Source organism: Mesorhizobium sp. M1B.F.Ca.ET.045.04.1.1 (genome assembly GCF_003952465.1).
GTDB classification, from domain to species: Bacteria; Pseudomonadota; Alphaproteobacteria; order Rhizobiales; family Rhizobiaceae; genus Mesorhizobium; species Mesorhizobium shonense.
In genome coordinates this window covers 1,305,944-1,326,858 of the sequence record NZ_CP034448.1, presented here as the reverse complement: position 1 = coordinate 1,326,858, position 20,915 = coordinate 1,305,944, and the positions used below count along the sequence as shown (strand labels likewise).

Here is a 20,915-nt window from a genome sequence, read left to right as displayed (position 1 = left end):
TTTGTTCAGGGGTGTTGAGGAAGTGATCGGATTACAAATCCGCGGCCGTGCAATTCTGGAATTAGGCGTGACAACGCTGTCACCGTCTGGTCGCGCAGACTGGCTTGATTGCCTGGTTGCAATTCGTCGGGAGCGCACCCGTCGTGCAACAGCACGATTGCGCCCGGCCGGATATCGGCGAGCACTCTGTCGACGATGGCGTCAACGCCGGGGCGAGACCAGTCGCGTGGATCAATGGACCAATGGACGGGCGCCAATGCCGCACCCGCTGATGCAGCGATTACTTCTTCGGTCCAGATGCCATACGGTGCACGAAAGTACCGAACCATGGCCTGCGGGCAAGCCATCCCTATGACTCTGTTTGCCTCAACTATCTGGCGGTCGACTTCGACGGGCCCGCATTTAGCCAGGTCCGGATGAGTCATCGTGTGGTTGGCTATACCGTGCCCGTCTGTAATAATTCGGCGAACGAGTTCCGGCTCGTCGGCCGCGTAGGCCCCAACAACGAAGAAGGTCGCCGGCACCTGATGTTGCGCCAGCACATTGAGTATCTGCGGTGTGAAAAATGAATTGGGACCGTCGTCAAACGTCAGATAGACGCTGCGCTCTGCAGTGCCATCGGCATTGTCACTCTGCCCTTCGCATATGTAGTCCAGAGGCTTCATAGTTCCGGACCGTTCCGGTCGATCAGGGTACCGGACGGCCACTCGTCCATCGAGCGTCCGATCGGCGAAACCAACACGAGTACGTCTTCCAGGCGCGTGGGCGGCAGGTCGGGATGCACATCTGGACGGGTCGATCGTACGCGAACGCCCGACACAATGTTCGCGAGGCCGGCTCTGCAGAATCTTTCGACATGGTTTCGCAGCGCGTGCCGAACCGTGCCGAAAGCGAATGGAACACCCAACTGATGGAGCACTGGGTACGCCACGCGCATCGAAAAACCGATTCCGAGCCCTTCAAGATCCGGACGAACCGCGTACAGGCCCAATTCAGCGACGATCAAGTCGACCTCGCCAACTTTGATGAAGCGCCGCAGCATGCCGATGTGAGCCGCTACCCCATGCGCGTCGTAGCCGATTGCGCGGAATTCCGGCCTCGCGCCGGCCCAACTGCGGCCGCCTTCGAATGGCTCCGCGTTGAAGGCGCCAGTCCGTCCATAGGTCTTTCGAAAAAAGTCGGAGAGTTCGACATGGTCGGCCAGTTGCAGCTCATTTTCCCAGCACAACTTCCAATCGACATTCGGGCGCATGGAAGACCTCACCTTGTAGCTGTCTGGTTGAGATAAATGTCCAAGCATTGGTTAAATAATTGGCGTCGCGCCAACGGGGCGTAACTTGTGGAGACCGCCGAAAGACCAAGCCGCAATGCAGATGCGACTGACTTTGTACGCCCCGCACACCAGATGATGCTCCTCGGATCCAACGCAACCATCGGAACTACCTATCTTTCCAACTTGAAGCGCTTCTATGGGACCTGCAGCAAAAACGGTAAAATCCTTTGTTTAGATGAAAGGTATCCACGCTTTGGATAACTGGGCGAATGCGTTCCATATGGCTGGTCAATTATCGTCGTCACGCTCGAGGCACTTCTGACGAAGCGCAAAGCTCACGCCCGCGGCACGCGCGGCCGTTGCCGGGCCGCGCGATTATCTCCGTAAGAGCCGAGCGGAGCTCAGACACGACGATTGATCAGAATCTGATTCGCGGGTTCAGTATCTCTTTCGTGTATCCAGCTCTGGGCTGTCCTTTGGCGGGAGTTAGGTTCGCCCAGGTTCTGAGCCTGGGGCGTCGGCCCGTTCGCCGCACAGGCTCCTTCGCACATCGTCGAGGCCGAGAAAGAGGGGGCCACACAGCTCCCCCTGTACTTTCCACCACCCGACACCAGCGCTCACCCAGGGCGCCGGCCTTGCTCACCTCAACGGATAGCGCACTCGCGCCGCTTCACGATTAAAAGAATTCTACAAGCAGATGCCTGTTTGATCGTGAGACGTCCGCTGCCAATTCCCGCATCGCAGAGGCAGCCAATAGCGCTCGCTTCACATAGTGGTCCGGCAAGCAGCTAGATACGACAGGTGACCTCAAATGAGGCGTCTTGCATGGCTTCTACACCTGCCTGAATGCCAGAACTGCGTTCGTGCCGCCCATGGCGAAGGCGTTGCTCATGGCGACGCGCACCTTGCGCTCGCGCGGCACATTGGGTGTGATGTCGAGGTCGCAAGCGGGATCTGGCTCGCGATAGTTGGCGGTCGGCGGCACGACGTCCTCTTGGATTGCCATCACGCAGGCGATCATTTCAAGCGCGCTCGCTGCGCCGAGGCAATGCGCGTGCGTGGACTTGGTGGAAGAGATGGACATCGAATAAGCGTGGTTTCCAAACACACGCTTGATCGCCGCCGTTTCAGTCTGATCATTGCTCTTGGTACCGGTGCCGTGCGCGTTGAGGTAGTCGACGTCCTCGGCATTCAGCCCGGCATCGGCAAGGCAGGCGCGCATCGCCGACGCTGGCCCCTCGACAGATGGCGCGGCAATGTGGAAGGCATCGGCGGAAAGGCCGACGCCGGCGATCTCGGCAAGAATTGTGGCACCACGCCTCGTGGCATGCTCGTAGCTTTCCAGCACGGCCATGCCCGCACCCTCGCCCAGCACCAGGCCCTTCCTATCGGCGGAGAAGGGCCGGCAGGTATCGGGTGAAAGCACGCGCATTGCTTCCCATGCTTTCAGCACGCCCCATGCGAACGGCGCGTCGCTGCCCCCGGAAACCATTACGTCGGCCCGGCCCAGCTTGATCTGATCCACCGCCGAGGCGATCGCATGGTTGGCCGAGGCACATGCGGAGGTCACCCCGAAGACCGGCCCGCGCAAGCCGAGGCTCAAGCTAAGATGGACGGAAGCGGCGCTGGGCATCACCTTTACTCCAGTGAAGAGTTCAGCACGGATTGCGCTACCCAAAAGCAGTGAGCGGTAAGTTTGTTCTGTTGCGTATGAACCGGTAAATCCGACGCCCACTGTAGCGCCGAAGCGATGGGCATTCCCTTCGTCGCAGGAAAGTCCGGCCTGCCGCATGGCTTCGCGCGCTGCAAGCACGGCGAGCAAGCTGAAGCGGTCCATGGAGATGAGATGCCCCCGGTTGATGTCGTGCTGGGGCAGCGCCTTGATCTCAGCGCCGGTCATGCCCTCCAGGTCATGAAGCTCGGAATTGGCGATCGGGCCGATGGCGGAGCGGCCTTCGCGCATCTCTTTCCACATAGAGGCGGCGTCGGTGCCCAGTCCGCACAGGCCGCCCACTCCGGTGATAACGACGCGCCTGTCCATTCAAGCCTCCTTCGCAAGCAAGCCGCGGACGGCTTCCACGACGTCGCCGACATTCTTGAGATTGGACCAGGCATCGGCCGTGTTCATGTCGATCTTGATGCCGTAGGCCTGCTCCACATCCCAGAGGACGTCCGCCAAACCCAGCGAATCAAACCCGAGCGCGTCCAGTTCCGTGGCGATTGTTATCTCGCCGACGAATGACGCAGGCATTCCCTCACCGCTCTCCGACTCGGCGCGTTTCTTGATCAGGGCAATGACGTCCGTTGCGAATTGATCGGCCATTCTGTTTCCTGTCTTTCTTTCCCGCGTTTCGACCTGGACGCGGCTCAGTTCCTGAGGCGCGCCGCGTCGCGAAAGCCATCACGCTTGGGCAACTGACAAAGCCCAATGCTCATAAAGCCGGATCAGGTCCGGCCGGTGTGTGGCGTAGGTGCAGTATGACGATGTGAGCCGCTACACCGTGCGCGTCTCCCAGTCTGTCCATAGACTCGGAAGAAGTCGGACCCGGTCAGTTGCAACTCCCTTTCCCAGCACTCCACTGCCCGGTAGAGCGCATGAAAAATCTCCTTTCGGGCGGTTTCTGTTCTGCCCATGCAGGATTCCAGAACATTGATGAAATCGTTTGTTTCGATGAAAGGCATCCACACTTTGGATGGTTGACACGCGTTTCAAAGATCGTGAACTACATCTCGTCGTTGTGCTCGACGCACTCCCGACAGAGCGCAACCTCATGGGCGCGGCATGCAGGATTAACCGAGCCCAGCCGGTCATGAGTGCGGCCGGCCGGGTCGGGCGATAGGCAGTCATGCCCTGCCCTTCCTGCGGGTCAAGCACTCCGAAAAAACATTTCCCCCATAAATGCTAGATCTTCCGTTGCCTTTTCGCGGGCTTCTGCGTGAGGTGAGGCACGCCATCCATGGCATGTGGCACACGCACGCGATGCCAGTGCACGGTCGTTTTCTCGGCAAGGCCGTTCTCTACCTCGACCCGCACGCGCTCGCCCTGACGGACCCGGATTTCCGGGCCTGGAACGGGCCTTCGGCGCGCAATCGAGCCCGGTTCACCCGGCCCAATGGCGTCCACTTTGGGGGCGCATGCACTGCAGACCCGCTGGACCTGATCCGGGAGAGGATGGGCGCGGCGATTGGAATAGCTATGAAAGCGCATCGGACCGTGGAACTGCGCGCGCAGACTTTCGGAGGAAGGCTCGCTTTTAAACGTTATCGTGCAACTCTGACCGTTCTTCGCCTTGGCGGGTGCCGCGGAAGAATCCCGGGTTCTGCGAGCGCTGCGAGAACACCTGCGGTCGATCCTGTACCACAATCTCGCGAAGCTCGATGCTCTCTACAAACGATGTCTTGGATTCTCACGCCCTTATTTCAGCACTTCGCTCGCTTGCCCGACTCGGCCGCGGTCAGCCTTCACCGCCAATTTTATTGGCGCAGCGACGTTCCTATCGGTTCAGGCGAAGCTTCTTGAACCTGCCGCTCTCTCGTTGCCCTGGCACGATTAATCGTCCTCTCAGTCTGTCATTGGCGGAGTCGCTCCTGAGGCGCGCGCCGGCGAGTTCGAGGAGCGCGTGGCTATCTCCTCGGTCCAGCCGGATTCCGCTGCGCGCTCAGCCAATTCCTGGAAGGCCGATTCCAAGGCGAGCTGGCATTGAAGGCCGCGGTCCGGATGGTCGACTAGCTTGGTTCCACGATCGCAATGCTTGATCGCTTCATTGCAGGCCATGGGCTCTCGCCCTCTCCTTTTGCCACACGAGGCGCCAGCTCACGTGTTGTGCGCCCCGGCAACCGCTTTCACCAGCCGCTCCAGCGATCCCGCGCGCTCCAGCTCCGCAAAGAATGATGCGGCGTGACGCTACCCAGCCGGTGCTTCTCGGCCATTTGCACACATAGGGATAGTCGACCATGAAATCGGACCGAGGCGAGGCGTTGGACGTTTCAGTCTTGGTCTGAATGCGCCGCCCACGAGCCGATCGGCCTTCTCGATGATTTGGCGCACCCTCGTTGTCGACAAGCCATGTTCCTGAGCCAGGTCGGCGAAACTCTTGCCCTTCAGAAAGCCGTCGACCAGGGCTATGTTCCTATCGACGGTCGGCTAAATCCCAGCAGGCGCGCGCAGTTTTCCGGCATCATTCCGTTTGTTCATCCGCTTGTCCGCGCCCCCTGCAAATCCTACCGGGCCAAATCGGTGCTTGGAAGACCCACTCATGTCATGGCCTCGGGAAAGTACAAGGCCGACGGTTATGTGAATACGAAAGATGCTGGCGATCACCATGATCGTTGGTGACCGCTGACCTCCCCAATGTCGGCTTCGACGGCACACCGGGAGCTCTCGGCAATGTTGAATAATTCCGTTTGAAGATGGTTGACTTCGTCGTCGAGGCTCGATCCATCAGGATCGGTATCGACGATTCTATATTTGAGAAACCCAAATTCGTTTGACTCGCGCAATTCGCTGTACGGCGTATCATCGCAAGCGCGGGATTCCGACATCCTGCGAAGTGCCCGCGTTGCTGGAATCGATTTTGCGGAAGTAAAAAGGCCCCGGCGCTGGGTCGGCGCGCAGGGCCTTCAGGCATGTACGAGCTACCAGCATGTCCAGTTATGATCGTGCGCTATCATAATGAACAAACGGTGAATGATCGCTATCCGAGGTGCAGGGCGGGCGAGATGGTGGGGCGGTGGGGGACCTGTACCGCTGCAGCGGGGCCACGAGCAGCGACTCGAGCCATGCGCCACGCTGCAGGACCTCGATTTCGGGCCAAGCCTCGAGCCCGCAACTCGCCTTGCTTCTCGGAAATCATAAGGCTTTGTGGGGCGGTTAAGCAGCGCGATATGGCCGCGGCGATACGAAGTTTTCATCTTTACCCTGTTCAGACGGTCAGGCTGCCTTCGCCGCCGGCTTGGCTGCCTTGACATGGGTTATACTGCGGCGACCGTCGACGCCGATCGGAACGTCACCGTCAACCGTAGCGCGACGCACAACCCGGTGCTGGTCGCCATAGTCGTTGACCGCATAATGCTGGTTAGCACGGTTGTCCCAGATAGCGACGTCGCCTACTTGCCAGCGCCACCGCACGGTATTTTCCGGGGCAGTGACGTAGGACTGGAACACCTCGTAGAGTTTGGCGGAATCGCTCTTGGAAAGGCCGACGAGGCGCTGCACGAAATTGCCGAGCAGCAGCGACTTCTCCCCGGTTTCCGGATGGACGCGCACGACCGGATGCTCGGTCTCGTAGATCGTCGATGTGAAAACTTCCTCGAAGTGCTTCTTCTCTTCGGCTGTGGCGCGCGGGCGCACGGCTGCGTAGTCGTAGGCATTGCTATGAATAGCCCACAGATTGTCCGCCAATATTTTGAGCGGCGCCGGCAGATTCTCGTACGCGGCGTGCGTGTTGGACCAGATCGTGTCGCCCCCCGCCGCCGGAATGACGACGCCACGTAGGACCGAGAATTTCGGATAGGCATCGACGAAAGTCACATCGGTATGCCACTGGTCTGCCCTGCCACCGCCACGGCCGGAATCGAGATTGAGGATTGAGGCCGTGCCGGCTGCCGGCCCCTGCGTGGGATGAGGTACAAGGTTACCCAGACGCCGCGCGAACAATTCCTGCTCCGCATCGTCGAGATGCTCCTGGCCGCGGAAGAAGATCACCTTGTGTTTTAGAAGAAGCTGGTTGATGGCTGCTATCGCTGCGTCCGAAAGGTCTCCACCAAGGCGAACTCCTCTGATTTCAGCTCCAACACGGCTGGTCAGCGGTACAACGTCGGAGTCAGGAATTCTCTTCGTCAAGCTCGAAAGCCAAAATCCCGGCGGATCGATCAAGGATCGCATTGCGTTGTCGATGATCGTTAATGCCGAACAGCGTGGCCAGCTCGCGCCGGGCGGTACAATCATCGAAGCGACCGCTGGCAACACAGGGCTCGGCCTGGCCTGGCGGCACGAAGCGCGTGATCGCGTGTCCAAAAGCTGACAGCGTCAGACAAATGTCAGGTTCATTACAACCAACATCTGGGCACTGACGAGGTTTTTCGAAGCAATGGGCGCTAACTGCGCGCTGAGCGCGTTGGCATGGCTTTTGAGACTGAGTGACTGTGACTGCACTTAATGGGGCAAGACGAGCGATGCGCTCCTCCCTGAACCCGTGTGCCGTCTCTGAGAGGAAACCAGCTCGTGCAGAAACCTTTGGAAATAGCTTTGGACCGCAACGTGGTATTGCAGATGGAGTCCCCGGCTCCTTCGATTAGAGTCGAGAACTGGCTGCATGGCGAGCCCCTCACGAGCTTTGAGCCCGGCAAGTGTACATAGTCGAATTTTGGGCAACTTGGTGCGGCCCATGTGTGGACGGGATGCCCCATCTGATCCAGCTGCAGGGCGTCGCCAGGCGCGCCATCTGGACAGCAGGAGCTGGACTATGGGCAAGGTAACAGGCTTTCTCGAAATCGACCGGCAGGTGCACAAGTACCAGCCGGCCTCCGACCGCATCCGGCATTTCCGTGAATTCACGCTGCCGATGTCGGACAAGGAGGTCGAGAAACAGGCCGCGCGCTGCATGGATTGCGGCATTCCGTTCTGCCACGGGCCAACGGGCTGTCCCATCCACAACCAGATCCCGGACTGGAACGACCTCGTCTACAATGGCGACTGGGACAATGCGATCCGCAACCTGCATTCGACCAACAATTTCCCGGAATTCACCGGCCGCATCTGCCCCGCACCTTGCGAGGAAGCCTGCACGCTGAACCTCGAGGACATTCCCGTCGCCATCAAGACGGTCGAGCAGGCGATCGCCGACAAGGCTTACGAGACCGGCCATATCAGGCCCTATCCGCCGGAGAAGAAGACCGGCAAGCGCGTCGCCGTCATCGGCTCCGGCCCGGCCGGCATGTCGGCTGCCCAGCAGCTCGGCCGCGCCGGCCACGACGTCCATGTCTATGAGCGCGAGAGCCGGCCCGGCGGGCTGATGCGTTACGGCATTCCCGACTTCAAGATCGAGAAGCACTATATCGACCGGCGCATCGAGCAGATGCAGGGCGAGGGCGTCACCTTCCATTGCGGCGTCAATGTCGGCGTCGACAAGCCGGTTGCCGAGCTGCTCGCCGAACATGACGCGGTGCTTTATTGCGGCGGTTCCGAAACGCCGCGCGCGGCCGGCATTCCCGGCGACGATCTCGGCGGCGTGCATGACGCGATGCCCTATCTGGTGCAGCAGAACAGGCGTGTCGGCGGCGAACCGATCCAGTCGGTGGCGTGGCCGTCGCATCCGATCCTCGCCGGCGGCCAGCATGTGGTCGTCGTCGGCGGCGGCGATACCGCGTCCGACTGCGTCGGCACCGCCTTCCGCCAGGGCGCGGTCCGCGTCACCCAGCTCGACATCCGTCCGCAGCCGCCGGAAAAGGAAGACAAGCTTTCGGTCTGGCCCTACTGGGCGACCAAGATGCGCACCTCGTCCTCGCAGGCCGAAGGCGCCGAGCGCGAGTTTCAGGTGGCGACGCTCGAGTTCATCGGCGAAGACGGCCAGCTGACCGGGGTCAAATGCTGCGAGGTCGACGAAAAGCGCAAGCCGATCGCCGGCAGCGAATTCGTCATTCGTGCCGATCTCGCGTTCATCGCCATCGGCTTTGCCGGGCCAGCCGCTCGCGGGCCGGTGTCGGAACTGGCCGGCCAGATGAAGATCGCCATTGACAGCCGCCGCTCGAAGAATGTCGAGGCCAATGACCGGGACTACAGGACCAGCGTCGAAAAGCTCTATGCGGCGGGCGACGTGCGGCGCGGCCAGTCGCTGGTCGTCTGGGCGATCCGCGAGGGCCGCCAGGCGGCGCGCGCCATCGATGAGGCGCTGATGGGATCGAGCGTGCTGCCGCGCTGAGTCCGTCTCGAGACCCTACTTGTGCGGCCACCTGAAGGCGCTTTCCGCCCTTCCGCTGCCCCGGGCAGCTTACGGACTGATCGCCGTGGTCGTTTCGGTTGTGGCCCCGGCCGCAGGCTGCCGCCTTGGCGGCCAAGAAAAATCGTCGGCGCGGCCGGGCGAAGCAGCGCTGGGTTTAAGTGCTTGGGGTGACACGGCGTGATCTCCGCCGTTGGCGGGAACAGGGCAGTGCAATAGTACTGCCCTGTTCCTTTTGATCAGAGGCCAGTGCGGATTTCTTCGGCAAGCGCCCTCAACGTCGTCTCGACGTCATCGCCGTTTGCCATCTTCTGCATCGCCACGGCCCATGCGTTCATGGCTTCGCCGAAGCCGACACGCGGTGTGAAAGCCAGCGCGGCTTGATCCTGTATCTTTTTGAAGCTGTCAACGAAGTTGTTGAACTCGGGCTGCGAAGCGTACTTAGTCTAGGTATCGTCCTGCCAGGTCGACGTGCGCGGCGGATTGACGAGCTGGCCAGCAAGGGCACCCTTGAGCGCCACCTGCTTGGAGGTGGCCCACGGGATGAACAGCCAGGCCGTGCCCTTCTTTTCGGAAGCCGCGTTCATGGCGAGAGCCCAGATCCAGATGTCAGAATCCAAGCTCGTGGCGCTCGGTGCGTGCAGCGGCGGAGCGAAGGCGATCTTGCCGGATGCCGGCTTCCCCGCAACATCGTTCCAGAAGCCGAACATTTTTGAGTCGATCGTCATCGCGGTGCGGCCGGACGAGATGCCGTCCACGACCTGGTTCCAGTTATCATTGGCGAAGGAAGGAGCCGCGCACTTCTTGATCATGTCCGAATGTAGTCGTATCCAGCATCGGTAAGCTTCGGATCACTCAGGTATTTGTCCAGCAGGCGCCACTCGGAGCGAGGTCCTACGCGGGCTGAATGCCAGTGCCGAACACATCCCATGCTGGCGACTTCGTCGTCAGTTGGATCGTCATCTTGTTCCAGTAAGAATCGTCTGGGTAGAGTTCCGGCGTGACCTTGATGCCGGGTCAGCTTCTCGAACTCCGGAAAGTTGCGCAGCGAGAGCATCCGCATAGGGGTGGATGTCGTAGGCCCAAGTTATGCTGGTCCCTTCGAATTGACGCCAGTTCACGGTGTCGGCAGCGGCCGAATTAGTGAGCGATGCCGAAACGGCAAGAAACGCCAAGTCAAAAGCAAGCTGTTTGCGTAGCGACGCGCACCTGTAACGAGTACGGGGAATGAGCGACCCATGTAATCCTCCCTGGGGCATTTTGCCAATTTTTGGGTCCACTCCTCCATCCCGAGTTTGCTCATAGCCACAATAAGCGGTTTCCAACGACCTCGCTCTGAATGCACCAGGCCAACTGGGTAAAAACGGGTAACCGGCACTTAAAGGCGATGTAGTATCGCCACCAGAAATACTGCTCCGTGGTGCTGGCCTTTGCCTGGGGGCGCAACACGGCAACTACCCGCTCAAAACGGTTGGTCCTCTACCTCTTATTCACCGTCGCTTTCCTCGCGGCCTAACCCGGCCGGAATATCCGTTGCCAGAAAAAGGCCTCGCGGCCGGTTCGAGGCGCATCCCTCCTCCGAAGCAGCACGCTCAAGTATCGTCACAAGCCCCGAGCGCTTCGCGTTCGGCGATGTCCAAATTCCGACAATGTCGGATACAGTCAGATCTACTGGATTGCGTTTGAATGGTTTTCTCATTTGGCACAGTACATGCGGGTCATCCGCAAAACACGTGACCGACCAACAAGAGTTCGCATGATCACCTTACCACAACATACAGCCGCCGCGGAACAATCACTTGGCCCCTGATCGCCCGCCCCGGCACCACAACCGGAGTCATCGATGTTCTGACAGGCTGCCCAAGGATACCTGCTGCAACAGGGCTTGCCCTGGTGACGACCACTCCGGCTCCGCCGGTTACCGACGAGGGCAAAGTGACGGATTTCCTGCTTTTCAACGGCATGGAGGTGGCTGTCATTCCCGACCACCGCGCCGCTCGTCACCGATATGGTCTGGTGCAGGATCGGCAGCGCGGATGAGCCGCCGGGGATATCTGCATGTCTTCGAGCATCTGATGCTCAAGGCGCCTCATGACGAGCACGGCTCCGTCGCCTGGAGAGATTGAACCCAAAGGGAGATTCAGATGTCTGAAGCGAATCAGGAAAAGTTGGACGCATTCTTGGGGAAAATGGTCGGCGATCTCGGTGCGATCGCAACGGGCGCGGGAGTCCTGCTGGGGACAGACTCGGCCTGTTTAAGGCATTGCGCGAAGGCGGCAAGATGACGGCCGCCGAACTTTCGACACGCACCGGCACCCAGGAACGCCTCGTAAGGGAATGGCTTTCCGGGCAGGCGGCGGCGGGTTACGTCGACTACGATGAAGCGAGCGACAAATTCTATCTCAACGCCGAGCAAGAGCTGGTGTTCGCTGATGAAGACAGCCCGGCCTTCATGGCAGGCGCATTCGAGTTCCTGTCCGCGCTGTGGCTCGATGAAGAAAAGGTGAGGCAGGCATTCCAGTCCGGCAAGGGCGTCGGGTGGCACGATCATAGCGCGTGTCTGTTTCGCGGTACGGAACGGTTCTTCCGTCCAGGCTACAATGCCAATCTGATCGACTCCTGGCTGCCGGCCTTGGAGGGCGTCGTCGAGAAGCTCGAACGCGGCGTGGACGTCGCGGATGTTGGATGCGGTCATGGTGCATCGACCGTGCTCATGGCACAGGCCTTCCCCAATTCGCGCTTCGTCGGCTTCGACTATCATGCCCCCTCGATTGAGCGCGCCCGCAAGGCGGCCGAGGTAGCCGGCGTCGGCGTTAACACGCGGTTCGACGTGGCGGCCGCCAAGAGCTATCCCGGAACGTATGACCTCGTCACATTCTTCGATTGCCTTCACGACATGGGCGACCCGACGGGCGCCGCCACCCATGTCCACGGATCGCTCAAGCCGGACGGCACGTGGATGATCGTCGAGCCGTTCGCGCATGATCATCTGGCGGCGAACCTCAATCCCGTCGGCCGCGTTTACTATGCCGCTTCCACTTTCGTGTGCACGCCCGCATCCGTGTCGCAGGAAGTCGGGCTCGCGCTTGGAGCCCAGGCCGGTGAGGCGAGGCTGCGCAAGGTTGTGACCGGCGGCGGCTTCAAGCGATTGCGTCGCGCCGCGGAGACACCGTTCAACATGGTGCTGGAGGCCCGCCCTTAGCGTGGCCGTCGCCAGAAATTGCAGCTCATCGCATTTGATTGAAGATCACCGCCAAAAATCCGGACGCATCGGGGACATTTTCAAGGCGCCTGGGTTCACGCAGAGGTCGCTGCCGAGTTGTGTGCCAAGAGTCCCATACGTTGCGGCTCAGAAAGGACCCGACGCACGGCTACGAACATGCCCATAGTGATGGCCGCTATAATCACATATGCCCACCATGGCGCGTTCACAAAGCTGGTAAGCCACGTCGCACCGAACGCGCTTACGACAAAAACGAGAGCCTCGATAAAATGACTGAGCCTGTACACATTCAGTCGTCTCATCCTCATACCACCCATCCAAAGACTGAGCTTGTTGCGCTACTGCGACAGAGCCTAACATATTGGAGAGCGCTCACTATTTCTATGCTAAACAGTCTCGCCTGAGTATATGTTTTGAGTCGCTAATTATGGAATTCTGCCAGTCTGCATTTCCCCTGATCTGATGTAGAGCAGCTTCTAAGTGGGAATTAGTCCCCCATCGACCGGATCGGGCGACACGAACATGCGCTGAAGGCTTGGCGGAACGGCTACTGGGACCATGATGCTACTCGAATGCAAGATCGTGTCAGAACGTCCCGGGAAGGCTGCAGGCAGGGGATGTCAGGTCAATCAGCCTATAGATATGATACCGCCCATTCGCTGAGACTTCACGATGGGCATAGGAGGTGGGAATTCGTGCCTTGAGATGGACGCGGCTGTCGGAGCAGGCGAGCACGGCAGCAGCGATGGCCTGAACCTTCGGGCCGCTGACAAAAACGTTCACCACCGCACGCGAGCCGAACCCGTCGAGATACGTCTCGAAAGCATCGAGGTGGGCCATCAGCCCGAAAGCCTGGATGTCGCGAACTTCGCCATCTTCGAGCCGGTGGGTTTCACGTACCTTGGCCACCTGTTGATCGAGCAAAGCATCGATATGCGCATTCTTCTCGCTTCTTGGGACGAGGAGCGAGATCCGTTCCGGACTGACGATATCGATCAATCCGTAGAATACGTCGGCATCTCCTCCGATCCCCACGAGCAGGACTTTCTCTTCGCCCATTCCTCCGCTGCCTTGAAGATGAGGGACGGTGACGTATCGGTCCAAGCCGCTGGAAAAATCCTCTTTGCCGATCGCGTTCCCGTAGATACCTTCGGCGTACCCGAATTCGAGAGACTGAATCGACATTTTCTTGAATGCCACCGCAATCAGCCATTGGATGTAGATTCGCGGCATCGTCGAGCACTCGACGAAAACCTTCCGCAGGCTTCCTTCGTATGAGCCACATGAAGCGGCCATCTGAGTGAGCAGGTGATCGAGGAGATTGATGTTCTTCTGATACTCGATGGAAGGCTCGAGGGTGATCGCAGTCACTTCGACGCCCCATCGGGTACCCATAGCGATGAGCTTTCGCCGGTTTTCTTCGACGGCTGGGACGTTCGCTTCCTTCAGAGCAAAGTCCAGAACCACGATTTTGCCGACCTTCAGGTCAAGATGGTTTTCGAACGCGGCGAAACGCGTTTCCCATCCAAGCGCGACGATCGCGATATCTGCCTCCATCGTTTCGCAGGTACCTGCATCTCTCGCCTTCTCAGTGACGGCCAGATGGCCGAAGACTCGATACTCGACAGTTGAAGCGGTCATTCGAGATCGCTCTCGAAAAGCGAGTGCTGGAATTCGGTCTTGAGTGCGGGCCGCGCGACGAGCTCCTTAAACACCGAGTCGGCCCAGTCTTCTGGGAGCCGATGCCTGGTAAAAAGCAGGTCGACCATCTGCGCCGCAGGGATTGTGTTGATTTCGTACGGGCCGCGATAGGAGAACCCGAAGTAAGGTGCAAATCGCCGATGCAATCTGATCAGCATCTCCTTCGATGCGGGGTCGGCGCGGTCCACCTCAAAGTTGCCGGCGGCGGAGACCTCCCGGATAAACCCATCCCTTTCCGCCCGACGCAGGACCTCGTCCAGTTTTCCGCTGGGTTGCTCCAGTCGGTTCACCAGCGAGCGCATTTCCTTTAGATCAACCCTGAAAATGCCTCTCTCTGTCGTTCCTAGAGCATTTTCTTCGGCAAACTCTGTCTGGAGGCGAGCGGTCAGGTAACCCAACGCCCGCACCATGCGCACGCTCTCTTCTTCGTACGGATGTGAAAGCGCCTGAAGTCCATCAAGCTTCCGTTGAGAGGCGGCGTTCACAGCCTGTCTCTGCTGTTCGAGATGAATCTGTAAATCCGAGTTGATGAATTCCACCAGTTTTCGTGGATCACTGGAACTCGGAACACTGCGGCGGAAGATCTCTCCCATTATATCAAGGAAATCGCGTATACAGACGTCGCTCAATGATGTGATGATCTGGTGCCCTACGTACGGGTAGTCATGCAGACGCAGCATCTGGCACGCTTTCAGAAAAGCCCATCCCTGTTTCCGGGCGATCGACCTCTTCAGATTTGAAGCATCCGCCTTGCTCATGGGCCGGCGCTTGATTTCCGGGTTCATGAGCGCGAGCGCCAGCCCTTCGGCATAAGGGCGCGCTTTTCGATCAAGAAGGAATTGCTGCTGATCCGCCGTCCTCAAATTCACGGAGAGGAATTCACGTGCTGCATCAGCGAGTGCCACAAGCTCTTCTCTGCCCTCGGAATGACCCGATATGATAACCCGCTCGATGATGTCATTGACGGAAAGCCGCCCCAGCCGGTTTTTGAGCGAAAACGCGCTGAGCGCATCGTTGCGCTTGAGATCACTCCGCAGATGGTCAGGAAGCGCATAGTAGAGCCGAAGCGACGACACGTTCTCGCACAGCGTGGCGAACTCCCTCGGATCGACTGAATCAAGATTCTCGACGTCCCGGTCAGCATTCGAGAGCGACTGGCCGGGTATGATCGTCCGGATCGTGTCGTAAAGGCCGCCGATGTAGGCGAGGACCCATTTCACATTGCCGCGCGTCTTCCTCACCAAGGTGTTCAGGAACTGCTGTTGGAGCGGTGTCAGTGCCTCACAGTCGTCAATCAGGATCTTGAAGAAGGGCGCCCTGTCACCGGCGAAAGATGGGCCATTTAAAAGTGGGGTGATCGCGGTCGCGACCTTGTTAATGATCGCGCCAGGGTCTGTCGCTCTGAAGCCGGTCGCTCCCTCATCGGCGGCAAAGAAGAACGCGTTGAAGCATTCGTCGACGTACCGGGTTATCCCACCCCGCAGCTCATCTATGCTGAAGAAGTCGAGACGGGCAGGTTGGGGTATGAAGTGCAGCACTTCGCGATGCAGTGCCAAGGCGACGTCCCTATCTTCAGAGGCCCGGTATTTCAAGTGGCTGTCGCGTCTGAGCTGGCTGATGCTCTCGAGCAGGCGTTCGACTATCTTCAGCTCCAGATAGTGAGAGAAGATTACGAATTGCCGCGGGATCACGGCGGCCGTGTCGAAGCGTATCCGCTCCGGAATGAGGTTCAGAACCGCGTTGTCGATTAGGGGCGAAAATGTCTCATTGAGCTGGAAGAAGACGCCATACCAGCCGAGCTTGCCGACTTGGTCCGCGAGACTTTTGTCTTCGAGGATATGAACTGTGGAAAGCGAGCGAAGAATACTGGTCTTGCCGCTGCCTCTCGTCCCTGCGACGAAGACCGGCTTGGCGGCGGCAGAAATCAAGGCCGACTTCTGACTGAACCACAGTATCGGGCGACTTTCGTACTCGATCCTGTTGGGGCCGAACGGATTCTCCATCTCTATTCGTCCCTTACCTTAATGCGCCAAGCCGAGTTTGCCTTCGTGAGGCCGTCTATCTCGACGAAGCGCGCCGCTTGGAGCATCAGAAGAGAGTCTTCCAAATCTAGCCCGAGCTCGGCGGAGGCGGCAATCTCAGTGATCTCGTCCCAGAAGAGTAACCCATTCCCGCGCCTGGTGGCATGGTCGCGCAGTCGGCGCATCAGGTCAAACGTGTCGTTGTTCAGAAAGGCCTTGCCGTTGGACATAGTCGAGATGAAGCAATGTTCGCCTTCCATGACCGTCCCGTCGGCGACATTGGTGCGGTAGGGTATAAGTCGGATGCCGACGAGCTCTCCCTGATCGGTCGTGAAGAAGACGAGCTCATTGAAACCTGACTGTATCTCTGGTGCTGAGATGCAGATCAATTTGCCGTCCGGAAACCTTGGATCGTTGACGATCTCGACCGGATCGGCATGTATGTGTCCATGCAGGTAGACGATAGGCTTGTTGCCCTGCAGCAGCTGAGTTCTGACAAATCCGCTGTTGAGCATCTCCGCGTATGGCGTAATGCGCGGAGTCTTTTGTGGCAGCAGATTGTGATGGCCGATCATGATGCCGTAACGCATGTCGGGCTGCTGGAGCAATTCCTGTAGGCCTGCAAGCATCTCACGCGAGATGTATGGCGTGTCCATCTGACCGTAATACTCGTCGTCGGACGCCTCCTTGTCTGGATCGCTGGGAGGTGTCGCGGGCGAATGTCCCGAGGTGTCCGGCGAGCCGAGATCTACAGGTTCTGTAGAAGGACCGAGTGCCTCGAGACGATCACGAAGGAACGCGGGAAGGTTCTGAAGCTCCCAACTGCCTATCGCTGTGTTGACGAGGATGAAGTTTGCGCCTGCGGATCCTGTCGGAAGTCTGAAGTGCACGGGTTGGTCCACGGGAACGGTCTGCCAACCCAAGCGGGCGGCTAAACTCGCCATTTCGCTGAATTTCTCAGTCGGTCCAAGTTCGCGCGCGTCATCACGGTTCACATCGTGATTTCCCGGTACGAATATCAACGGAAGCGCCTTTGAACTGCGCCCCTGTGCGCGGCAGAGCAACGTGAAATGCTGGAATGCCGAAGCAATGAAAGTCTTGTCGCCACGGCTCGTGAAATCCCCCATGAAGGCGATCGAATCCAAGGGCTTCGAAGTCGTCAGCCGCCGAAGCTTCGTCAAGACGGCACGCAGCGAAGACGCGCGTAGCTTCTGCGTTATTTTCGGAGCGAACTTGCTATCCTTGGCATCGATGTTGCTAGAGGAAGGATGCCAATCCGGATAGTGAATATCGCCTACTTGAAGGATTCGCACCCGTCGCATAACTCGCCCCCCCGCCGAGAGCCATAGACTAATCCGTTCGCTTTTGCCAAGCGCGAAACGATCATCCGACCGCATCGCCTGGAAAGCGCGTTTATCTTTTTGTTGGTAATGGAGAGGCACGACGCAATTGTGCCCCCGGTTGCTTGTCTGCCCACCAAATGGGCACTCAATCTGGGCGCATGGCTTATGATTTCTCGAGTTTGTCCCATAACGAGTTTGAGGATTTGGCCCGCGACCTCGTAGGTCGCGAGATCGACAAGCGTTTCGAGGCCTTTCCCGAGGGACCGGACGACGCGATGGATGGTCGACATGCCCTTGCCGGCGGCGACATTGTGCAGGCGAAGCACTACCAGCGGTCAGGCTTCTCGGCGCTGAAATCCAAGATGAAGAGCGAGCGCACAGCCATTGATGGCTTGGCGCCCTCGCGATACTTCCTCGTCACGTCGGCTTCGCCCGCGGCAGGCGGACACCGGCATGCGCAGCAGGATGAAGCCAGTGAGGGCCAGTAATACACGACAATAGTCATTAGGCTAGAGTACAGTCGCCTTGGGAGGCTGTTCGAATTCAATCCGGCGCTTTTCGGCATCCTTTTTTCGTTTGGTGGTGTCGATACGATATTGGTCAATTCCATCAAGATCGCTCTTCATATCGTTTGGTGTTGGAACTGGAATGGCCTTGGCGGACGCCATGTCATGTCCAGAACGCTCCGAAACTCGCTTCATGGCCCAATAGATTCGCTTGTGGTCTTCGTCCTCGACCACCACACCCTTCAGGCTCTGTGTCTTGACATCGCTGTTAAATCGCTCGACGACTTTACCGAGCAGGATTTCTTCAACGAGCCTCTCCCAGGTTTCCCGAAGATCGCTGTAGAAATCCTTCGCTGACCTTCGCCAAGCATCGGTGGTGAAATCAGTGGCGCCGTCGAAGCTCTTCAGGCGCGTCTTGAGAGTCTCGATGCGCTTCGTGACAGACTGTGCGATCCACGGCTCGTCAGTTTCGCTAATCAAGCCAAAACCGGCAGATTCGGACTTGTTGATGTAGTTTCGAACAAGGGGAATCGGCGGATTGGCCTGCGCAGCTGCGTCAACCACCTCGTTGAAGAACAGAAGATTATGGGTGAAAATAATAATCTGACGTCCTGTGGCCGCTTCTTTTACGAGCCTTGCCGCGACCCGCCTGATCCGAACATGGTCGAGAGATGACACGGGGTCGTCGATGATCATGCCTTGACGCGATGTGTCTCCTCCGACCTCGGCTAAGAAACAGGCCAGGGCAAGCGCGCGCTGCTCTCCTTCGCTTAAGACCTTGCTGTTTGAGATCGCTTTTGCCGCGTTGAGCCCGACCTCGAAATAGCTCTGCCCATCTTGACTACGATCATTAACTGCGAACGGGATGTGCGTTAACGCCAGAGTCTCAATCTCGGCGACGACGCGCTTTTCGAGATCCTGCATGACGAGGCTTCGTCGAAGCGACGTCATCTGCCGTGACACCGAGCCTGTTTCGACAGCATCGCAGCATGAGAGAAGCTTGCGCCGCTCTTCGAGATTCGCCAAGCGCGCGAGAACGATGGTGAGATCGTCGCCCAGTTTTTTCCGATCCTTGAGTGTATCGCGACGAGCTCGATCGGTAGCGCGGTTCCCGTCGTCGGCCGCTGCCTTGTCGTCCGTCAGCGCTTCGGCCTCTAGCGCCTCCGCCTCCGTTCGGAGTTTCGATGCAACTGGCGCCGCAAGTTGCGGGAACGCAGCGTACTCGGACAGCGCAGCCGCAACGACAATTGCATCACGCCTTTTACCTGCCTCGACATAATATGCCGAGATCAGGGCCACCATCGCCTTGCGTGCGGCGGACAGATCGCCAAACTCTCCGAGAGCCGCCTCAACCGCCTCCCCGGTCGCAATGGTGAGTCCTTTGATTTGGCGCAGGGCCTCTTCATGGGCAATAGATGCGACTTGCGCCGCCTTATTTGCGGCGCCCGTTACGAAGTCATTGAAGGATTGGATCCGCCCCGCGGCGTCCGCCGTCATCGGCTCCTGGCAGAGCATGCAACGATCGCCTTCCTGATCTGGCAAGTGCTGATGATCGATGCCAGTGACGCTCGCTAAATAGGCTCGTGCATGGTCGAACATATACCGCCAGGGAGAAAGCCCAACGCCGCTCAACGGCATAGTCGCGAACGCTCCTGAGGCGGCAAGTTGTGCAGCCTGCGCTGTAGAATCGGCTGTTGCATATAGATTGCGATAAATCTCGAGGGCCGCCGCTGAGAGAGCCGCGTCGATCTGTTCAGATGCAGTCAGCAGTTTTTCCAAGGCCGCCTTGGCACGCCGACGCTTTGTCGCCATCGTTGAAGGGTCGCTTGCCAGAGCCTGTTCGAGGCCAGCGAGATCAGCCATGTCCTGCTCTGAGAGGGCAGCGAGGTTTTTGATTTCGGCTGCGGAAGGCATCACGTCCTTTGACTTGATTTCGAGACGAGCCAGCAGCTTTACGACCGCGCCGGCAGCTGTGTACCCACTCGGCAATGGTGTCTTTAGGTTCTTTTCGATCGCTTTGATTTCTTCCCGGAAGTCGGCTTCGAGCTCGGTGCGGTGACGTCCATGGCTTTCGAGAAGCGCGATGGCTGCGGGCAGAAAACCGATACGGTTTTGCTTATCGACGTAGAGGCGAGCGTTCGCGGAGTCGAAAACGGAGATCCGTGCAATTGACGCGGGGGGCAGCGTTCCGTCCTTCCAGGTTATGGGGGTCGGTTCCGTAGCACCCTCTTCGAGAAACCGGACAAGCACTTCGGCTGGCGGTTTGGTGCCGATCTCGAACACGTTGCCAAGAAGATCATCCGCCGTCAGACTACGGCAAAGCTTCTTCGCGATCCGGCAATAGCCGCTCTTTCCGCTTCCATTGTCGCCGTAGATAATGGTGATGCCATCGGTGGCGAAACGCAGTTGCTGCTCTTCGGCGAGGCGGTTCAAATGCTTGACGGGGCCGAGTGAGCAAAGCACCGCGCGCGGCTCGTTCGAACTGTTGGCCCTCAAATGCTCCGCCGAGAGCGGAGAGCATTCGGGCAGATCAGCGGTAAATCCACCGACGTGGCGGACCCGAGCTGTTACACCGGCCTTATCCTCCTGCTCGAGGTTGAAGCCCGGCCGCGCGGCGTGTCTTCTTAAGGCATCCCTAATCCAGTCGGGCTGCTTATCCGCCCATTCCAAAAGTCCAACCTCGGCCATTCCTGCCCCCGAATCTTACCATCATTATACTTATTGATTAGTCCAGATTCGATGAATTCGCTTGTCTGGACAAATTTTCCTCGCGATCGCACATAGAGTGCTGGAGATGTACCCAATAAATGACCTCCCCCCGCGCCGCTAGGTCAGCAAACAAATGCTTCAGCGATCAAACGTCTCCACAACGACATCAGCAATCAAAGGCATTGGACCGCGCGCACGAATT

At 58.8% G+C, this 20,915-nt stretch carries 13 protein-coding genes and 6 pseudogenes; 8 read left to right on the top strand and 11 right to left on the bottom strand.

The annotated features are described in order from the left end of the window. Positions 1 to 5: 5 nt before the first annotated feature. The 4 genes from nodB to EJ071_RS06525 form a co-directional block, all read right to left on the bottom strand. Positions 6 to 665 (bottom strand): chitooligosaccharide deacetylase NodB, encoded by a 660-nt coding sequence (gene nodB, locus EJ071_RS06540; RefSeq protein WP_126097314.1) that lies wholly within the window; start codon positions 663 to 665, stop codon positions 6 to 8. Continuing rightward, entirely contained in the window at positions 662 to 1,252 is a 591-nt protein-coding gene (locus EJ071_RS06535) for a NodA family N-acyltransferase (RefSeq protein WP_024505875.1), read from the bottom strand. Before EJ071_RS06535 ends, nodB begins: the two co-directional genes overlap by 4 nt. Before the next feature lie 853 nt (positions 1,253 to 2,105). Continuing rightward, positions 2,106 to 3,314: a beta-ketoacyl-[acyl-carrier-protein] synthase family protein gene (locus EJ071_RS06530; protein ID WP_095794006.1), complete on the bottom strand. Its 1,209-nt coding sequence runs from the start codon at positions 3,312 to 3,314 to the stop codon at positions 2,106 to 2,108. Further along, on the bottom strand, positions 3,315 to 3,596 hold the full coding sequence (locus EJ071_RS06525) for an acyl carrier protein (protein ID WP_029356603.1): 282 nt from the start codon (positions 3,594 to 3,596) through the stop codon (positions 3,315 to 3,317). It lies immediately after the preceding gene. A gap of 370 nt (positions 3,597 to 3,966) precedes the next feature. On the opposite strand from EJ071_RS06525, the pseudogene EJ071_RS39200 reads away from it, so the two are divergent. Next, positions 3,967 to 4,095: pseudogene (locus EJ071_RS39200) on the top strand (LysR family transcriptional regulator); the annotation flags it as partial. Positions 4,096 to 4,199: 104 nt separating this feature from the next. On the opposite strand, the pseudogene EJ071_RS06520 reads toward EJ071_RS39200, so the two are convergent. Further along, a pseudogene (locus tag EJ071_RS06520) lies at positions 4,200 to 4,346 on the bottom strand (multicopper oxidase domain-containing protein); the annotation flags it as partial. A gap of 993 nt (positions 4,347 to 5,339) precedes the next feature. Between EJ071_RS06520 and EJ071_RS38375 the strand changes: the two are divergent. Then, entirely contained in the window at positions 5,340 to 5,609 is a 270-nt protein-coding gene (locus tag EJ071_RS38375) for a hypothetical protein (RefSeq protein WP_024504272.1), read from the top strand. Positions 5,610 to 6,203: 594 nt separating this feature from the next. Here EJ071_RS38375 and EJ071_RS06510 read toward each other — a convergent pair. Continuing rightward, on the bottom strand, positions 6,204 to 7,157 hold the full coding sequence (locus EJ071_RS06510) for a TauD/TfdA family dioxygenase (RefSeq protein WP_024504271.1): 954 nt from the start codon (positions 7,155 to 7,157) through the stop codon (positions 6,204 to 6,206). Between EJ071_RS06510 and EJ071_RS39195 the strand changes: the two are divergent. From EJ071_RS39195 to EJ071_RS06495, 3 genes and pseudogenes are all read left to right on the top strand, one after another. Beyond that, positions 7,072 to 7,257 (top strand): annotated as a pseudogene (locus tag EJ071_RS39195) (pyridoxal-phosphate dependent enzyme); the annotation flags it as partial. The gene EJ071_RS06510 and the pseudogene EJ071_RS39195 overlap by 86 nt on opposite strands. A gap of 275 nt (positions 7,258 to 7,532) precedes the next feature. Next, positions 7,533 to 7,696 (top strand): annotated as a pseudogene (locus tag EJ071_RS06500) (thioredoxin domain-containing protein); the annotation flags it as partial. Between the two features lie 41 nt (positions 7,697 to 7,737). Next, positions 7,738 to 9,192, top strand: coding sequence for a glutamate synthase subunit beta (locus tag EJ071_RS06495; RefSeq protein WP_024504270.1), 1,455 nt, complete (start codon positions 7,738 to 7,740; stop codon positions 9,190 to 9,192). 464 nt (positions 9,193 to 9,656) lie between these two features. Here the strand turns inward: EJ071_RS06495 and EJ071_RS39190 are convergent, their stop codons facing one another. Then, entirely contained in the window at positions 9,657 to 10,022 is a 366-nt protein-coding gene (locus tag EJ071_RS39190) for an extracellular solute-binding protein (RefSeq protein WP_245454714.1), read from the bottom strand. Between the two features lie 1,054 nt (positions 10,023 to 11,076). Between EJ071_RS39190 and EJ071_RS06485 the strand changes: the two are divergent. Both EJ071_RS06485 and EJ071_RS06480 read left to right on the top strand, forming a co-directional pair. Continuing rightward, positions 11,077 to 11,297 (top strand): annotated as a pseudogene (locus EJ071_RS06485) (insulinase family protein); the annotation flags it as partial. A 57-nt stretch (positions 11,298 to 11,354) separates the two neighbouring features. Then, a pseudogene (locus EJ071_RS06480) lies at positions 11,355 to 12,412 on the top strand (class I SAM-dependent methyltransferase). A gap of 606 nt (positions 12,413 to 13,018) precedes the next feature. Here the strand turns inward: EJ071_RS06480 and EJ071_RS06475 are convergent. From EJ071_RS06475 to EJ071_RS06465, 3 genes are read right to left on the bottom strand one after another with little or no spacing between them, the layout of a single operon-like run. Then, positions 13,019 to 14,074, bottom strand: coding sequence for a hypothetical protein (locus EJ071_RS06475; RefSeq protein WP_126057630.1), 1,056 nt, complete (start codon positions 14,072 to 14,074; stop codon positions 13,019 to 13,021). Further along, a complete protein-coding gene (locus EJ071_RS06470) occupies positions 14,071 to 16,137 on the bottom strand; it encodes a hypothetical protein (RefSeq protein WP_126057629.1) in 2,067 nt (688 codons plus the stop codon). Before EJ071_RS06470 ends, EJ071_RS06475 begins: the two co-directional genes overlap by 4 nt. Before the next feature lie 2 nt (positions 16,138 to 16,139). Continuing rightward, positions 16,140 to 17,597 carry a metallophosphoesterase gene (locus tag EJ071_RS06465; RefSeq protein ID WP_126057628.1) on the bottom strand — a complete coding sequence of 486 codons (1,458 nt, stop codon included), beginning with the start codon at positions 17,595 to 17,597 and terminating at the stop codon, positions 16,140 to 16,142. 59 nt (positions 17,598 to 17,656) lie between these two features. On the opposite strand from EJ071_RS06465, the gene EJ071_RS06460 reads away from it, so the two are divergent. Then, the gene (locus EJ071_RS06460; RefSeq protein ID WP_186815491.1) at positions 17,657 to 17,986 is read left to right on the top strand and encodes a hypothetical protein; all 330 of its coding nucleotides are present in this window, start codon (positions 17,657 to 17,659) and stop codon (positions 17,984 to 17,986) included. 21 nt (positions 17,987 to 18,007) lie between these two features. Here the strand turns inward: EJ071_RS06460 and EJ071_RS06455 are convergent, their stop codons facing one another. After that, positions 18,008 to 20,692 (bottom strand): AAA family ATPase, encoded by a 2,685-nt coding sequence (locus EJ071_RS06455; protein WP_126063811.1) that lies wholly within the window; start codon positions 20,690 to 20,692, stop codon positions 18,008 to 18,010. Positions 20,693 to 20,915: the final 223 nt, after the last annotated feature.

Bases quoted from the DNA above. Each gene is read 5' to 3' on its own strand.
- EJ071_RS06535 (WP_024505875.1), bottom strand. From the start codon at position 1,252: ATGCGCCCGAATGTCGATTGGAAGTTGTGCTGGGAAAATGAGCTGCAA.
- EJ071_RS06525 (WP_029356603.1), bottom strand. From the start codon at position 3,596: ATGGCCGATCAATTCGCAACGGACGTCATTGCCCTGATCAAGAAACGC.
- nodB (WP_126097314.1), bottom strand. From the start codon at position 665: ATGAAGCCTCTGGACTACATATGCGAAGGGCAGAGTGACAATGCCGAT.
- EJ071_RS06495 (WP_024504270.1), top strand. From the start codon at position 7,738: ATGGGCAAGGTAACAGGCTTTCTCGAAATCGACCGGCAGGTGCACAAG.
- EJ071_RS06510 (WP_024504271.1), bottom strand. From the start codon at position 7,157: ATGCGATCCTTGATCGATCCGCCGGGATTTTGGCTTTCGAGCTTGACG.
- EJ071_RS38375 (WP_024504272.1), top strand. From the start codon at position 5,340: ATGTTCCTGAGCCAGGTCGGCGAAACTCTTGCCCTTCAGAAAGCCGTC.
- EJ071_RS06470 (WP_126057629.1), bottom strand. From the start codon at position 16,137: ATGGAGAATCCGTTCGGCCCCAACAGGATCGAGTACGAAAGTCGCCCG.
- EJ071_RS06530 (WP_095794006.1), bottom strand. From the start codon at position 3,314: ATGGACAGGCGCGTCGTTATCACCGGAGTGGGCGGCCTGTGCGGACTG.
- EJ071_RS06460 (WP_186815491.1), top strand. From the start codon at position 17,657: ATGGCTTATGATTTCTCGAGTTTGTCCCATAACGAGTTTGAGGATTTG.
- EJ071_RS06455 (WP_126063811.1), bottom strand. From the start codon at position 20,692: ATGGCCGAGGTTGGACTTTTGGAATGGGCGGATAAGCAGCCCGACTGG.
- EJ071_RS06475 (WP_126057630.1), bottom strand. From the start codon at position 14,074: ATGACCGCTTCAACTGTCGAGTATCGAGTCTTCGGCCATCTGGCCGTC.
- EJ071_RS39190 (WP_245454714.1), bottom strand. From the start codon at position 10,022: ATGATCAAGAAGTGCGCGGCTCCTTCCTTCGCCAATGATAACTGGAAC.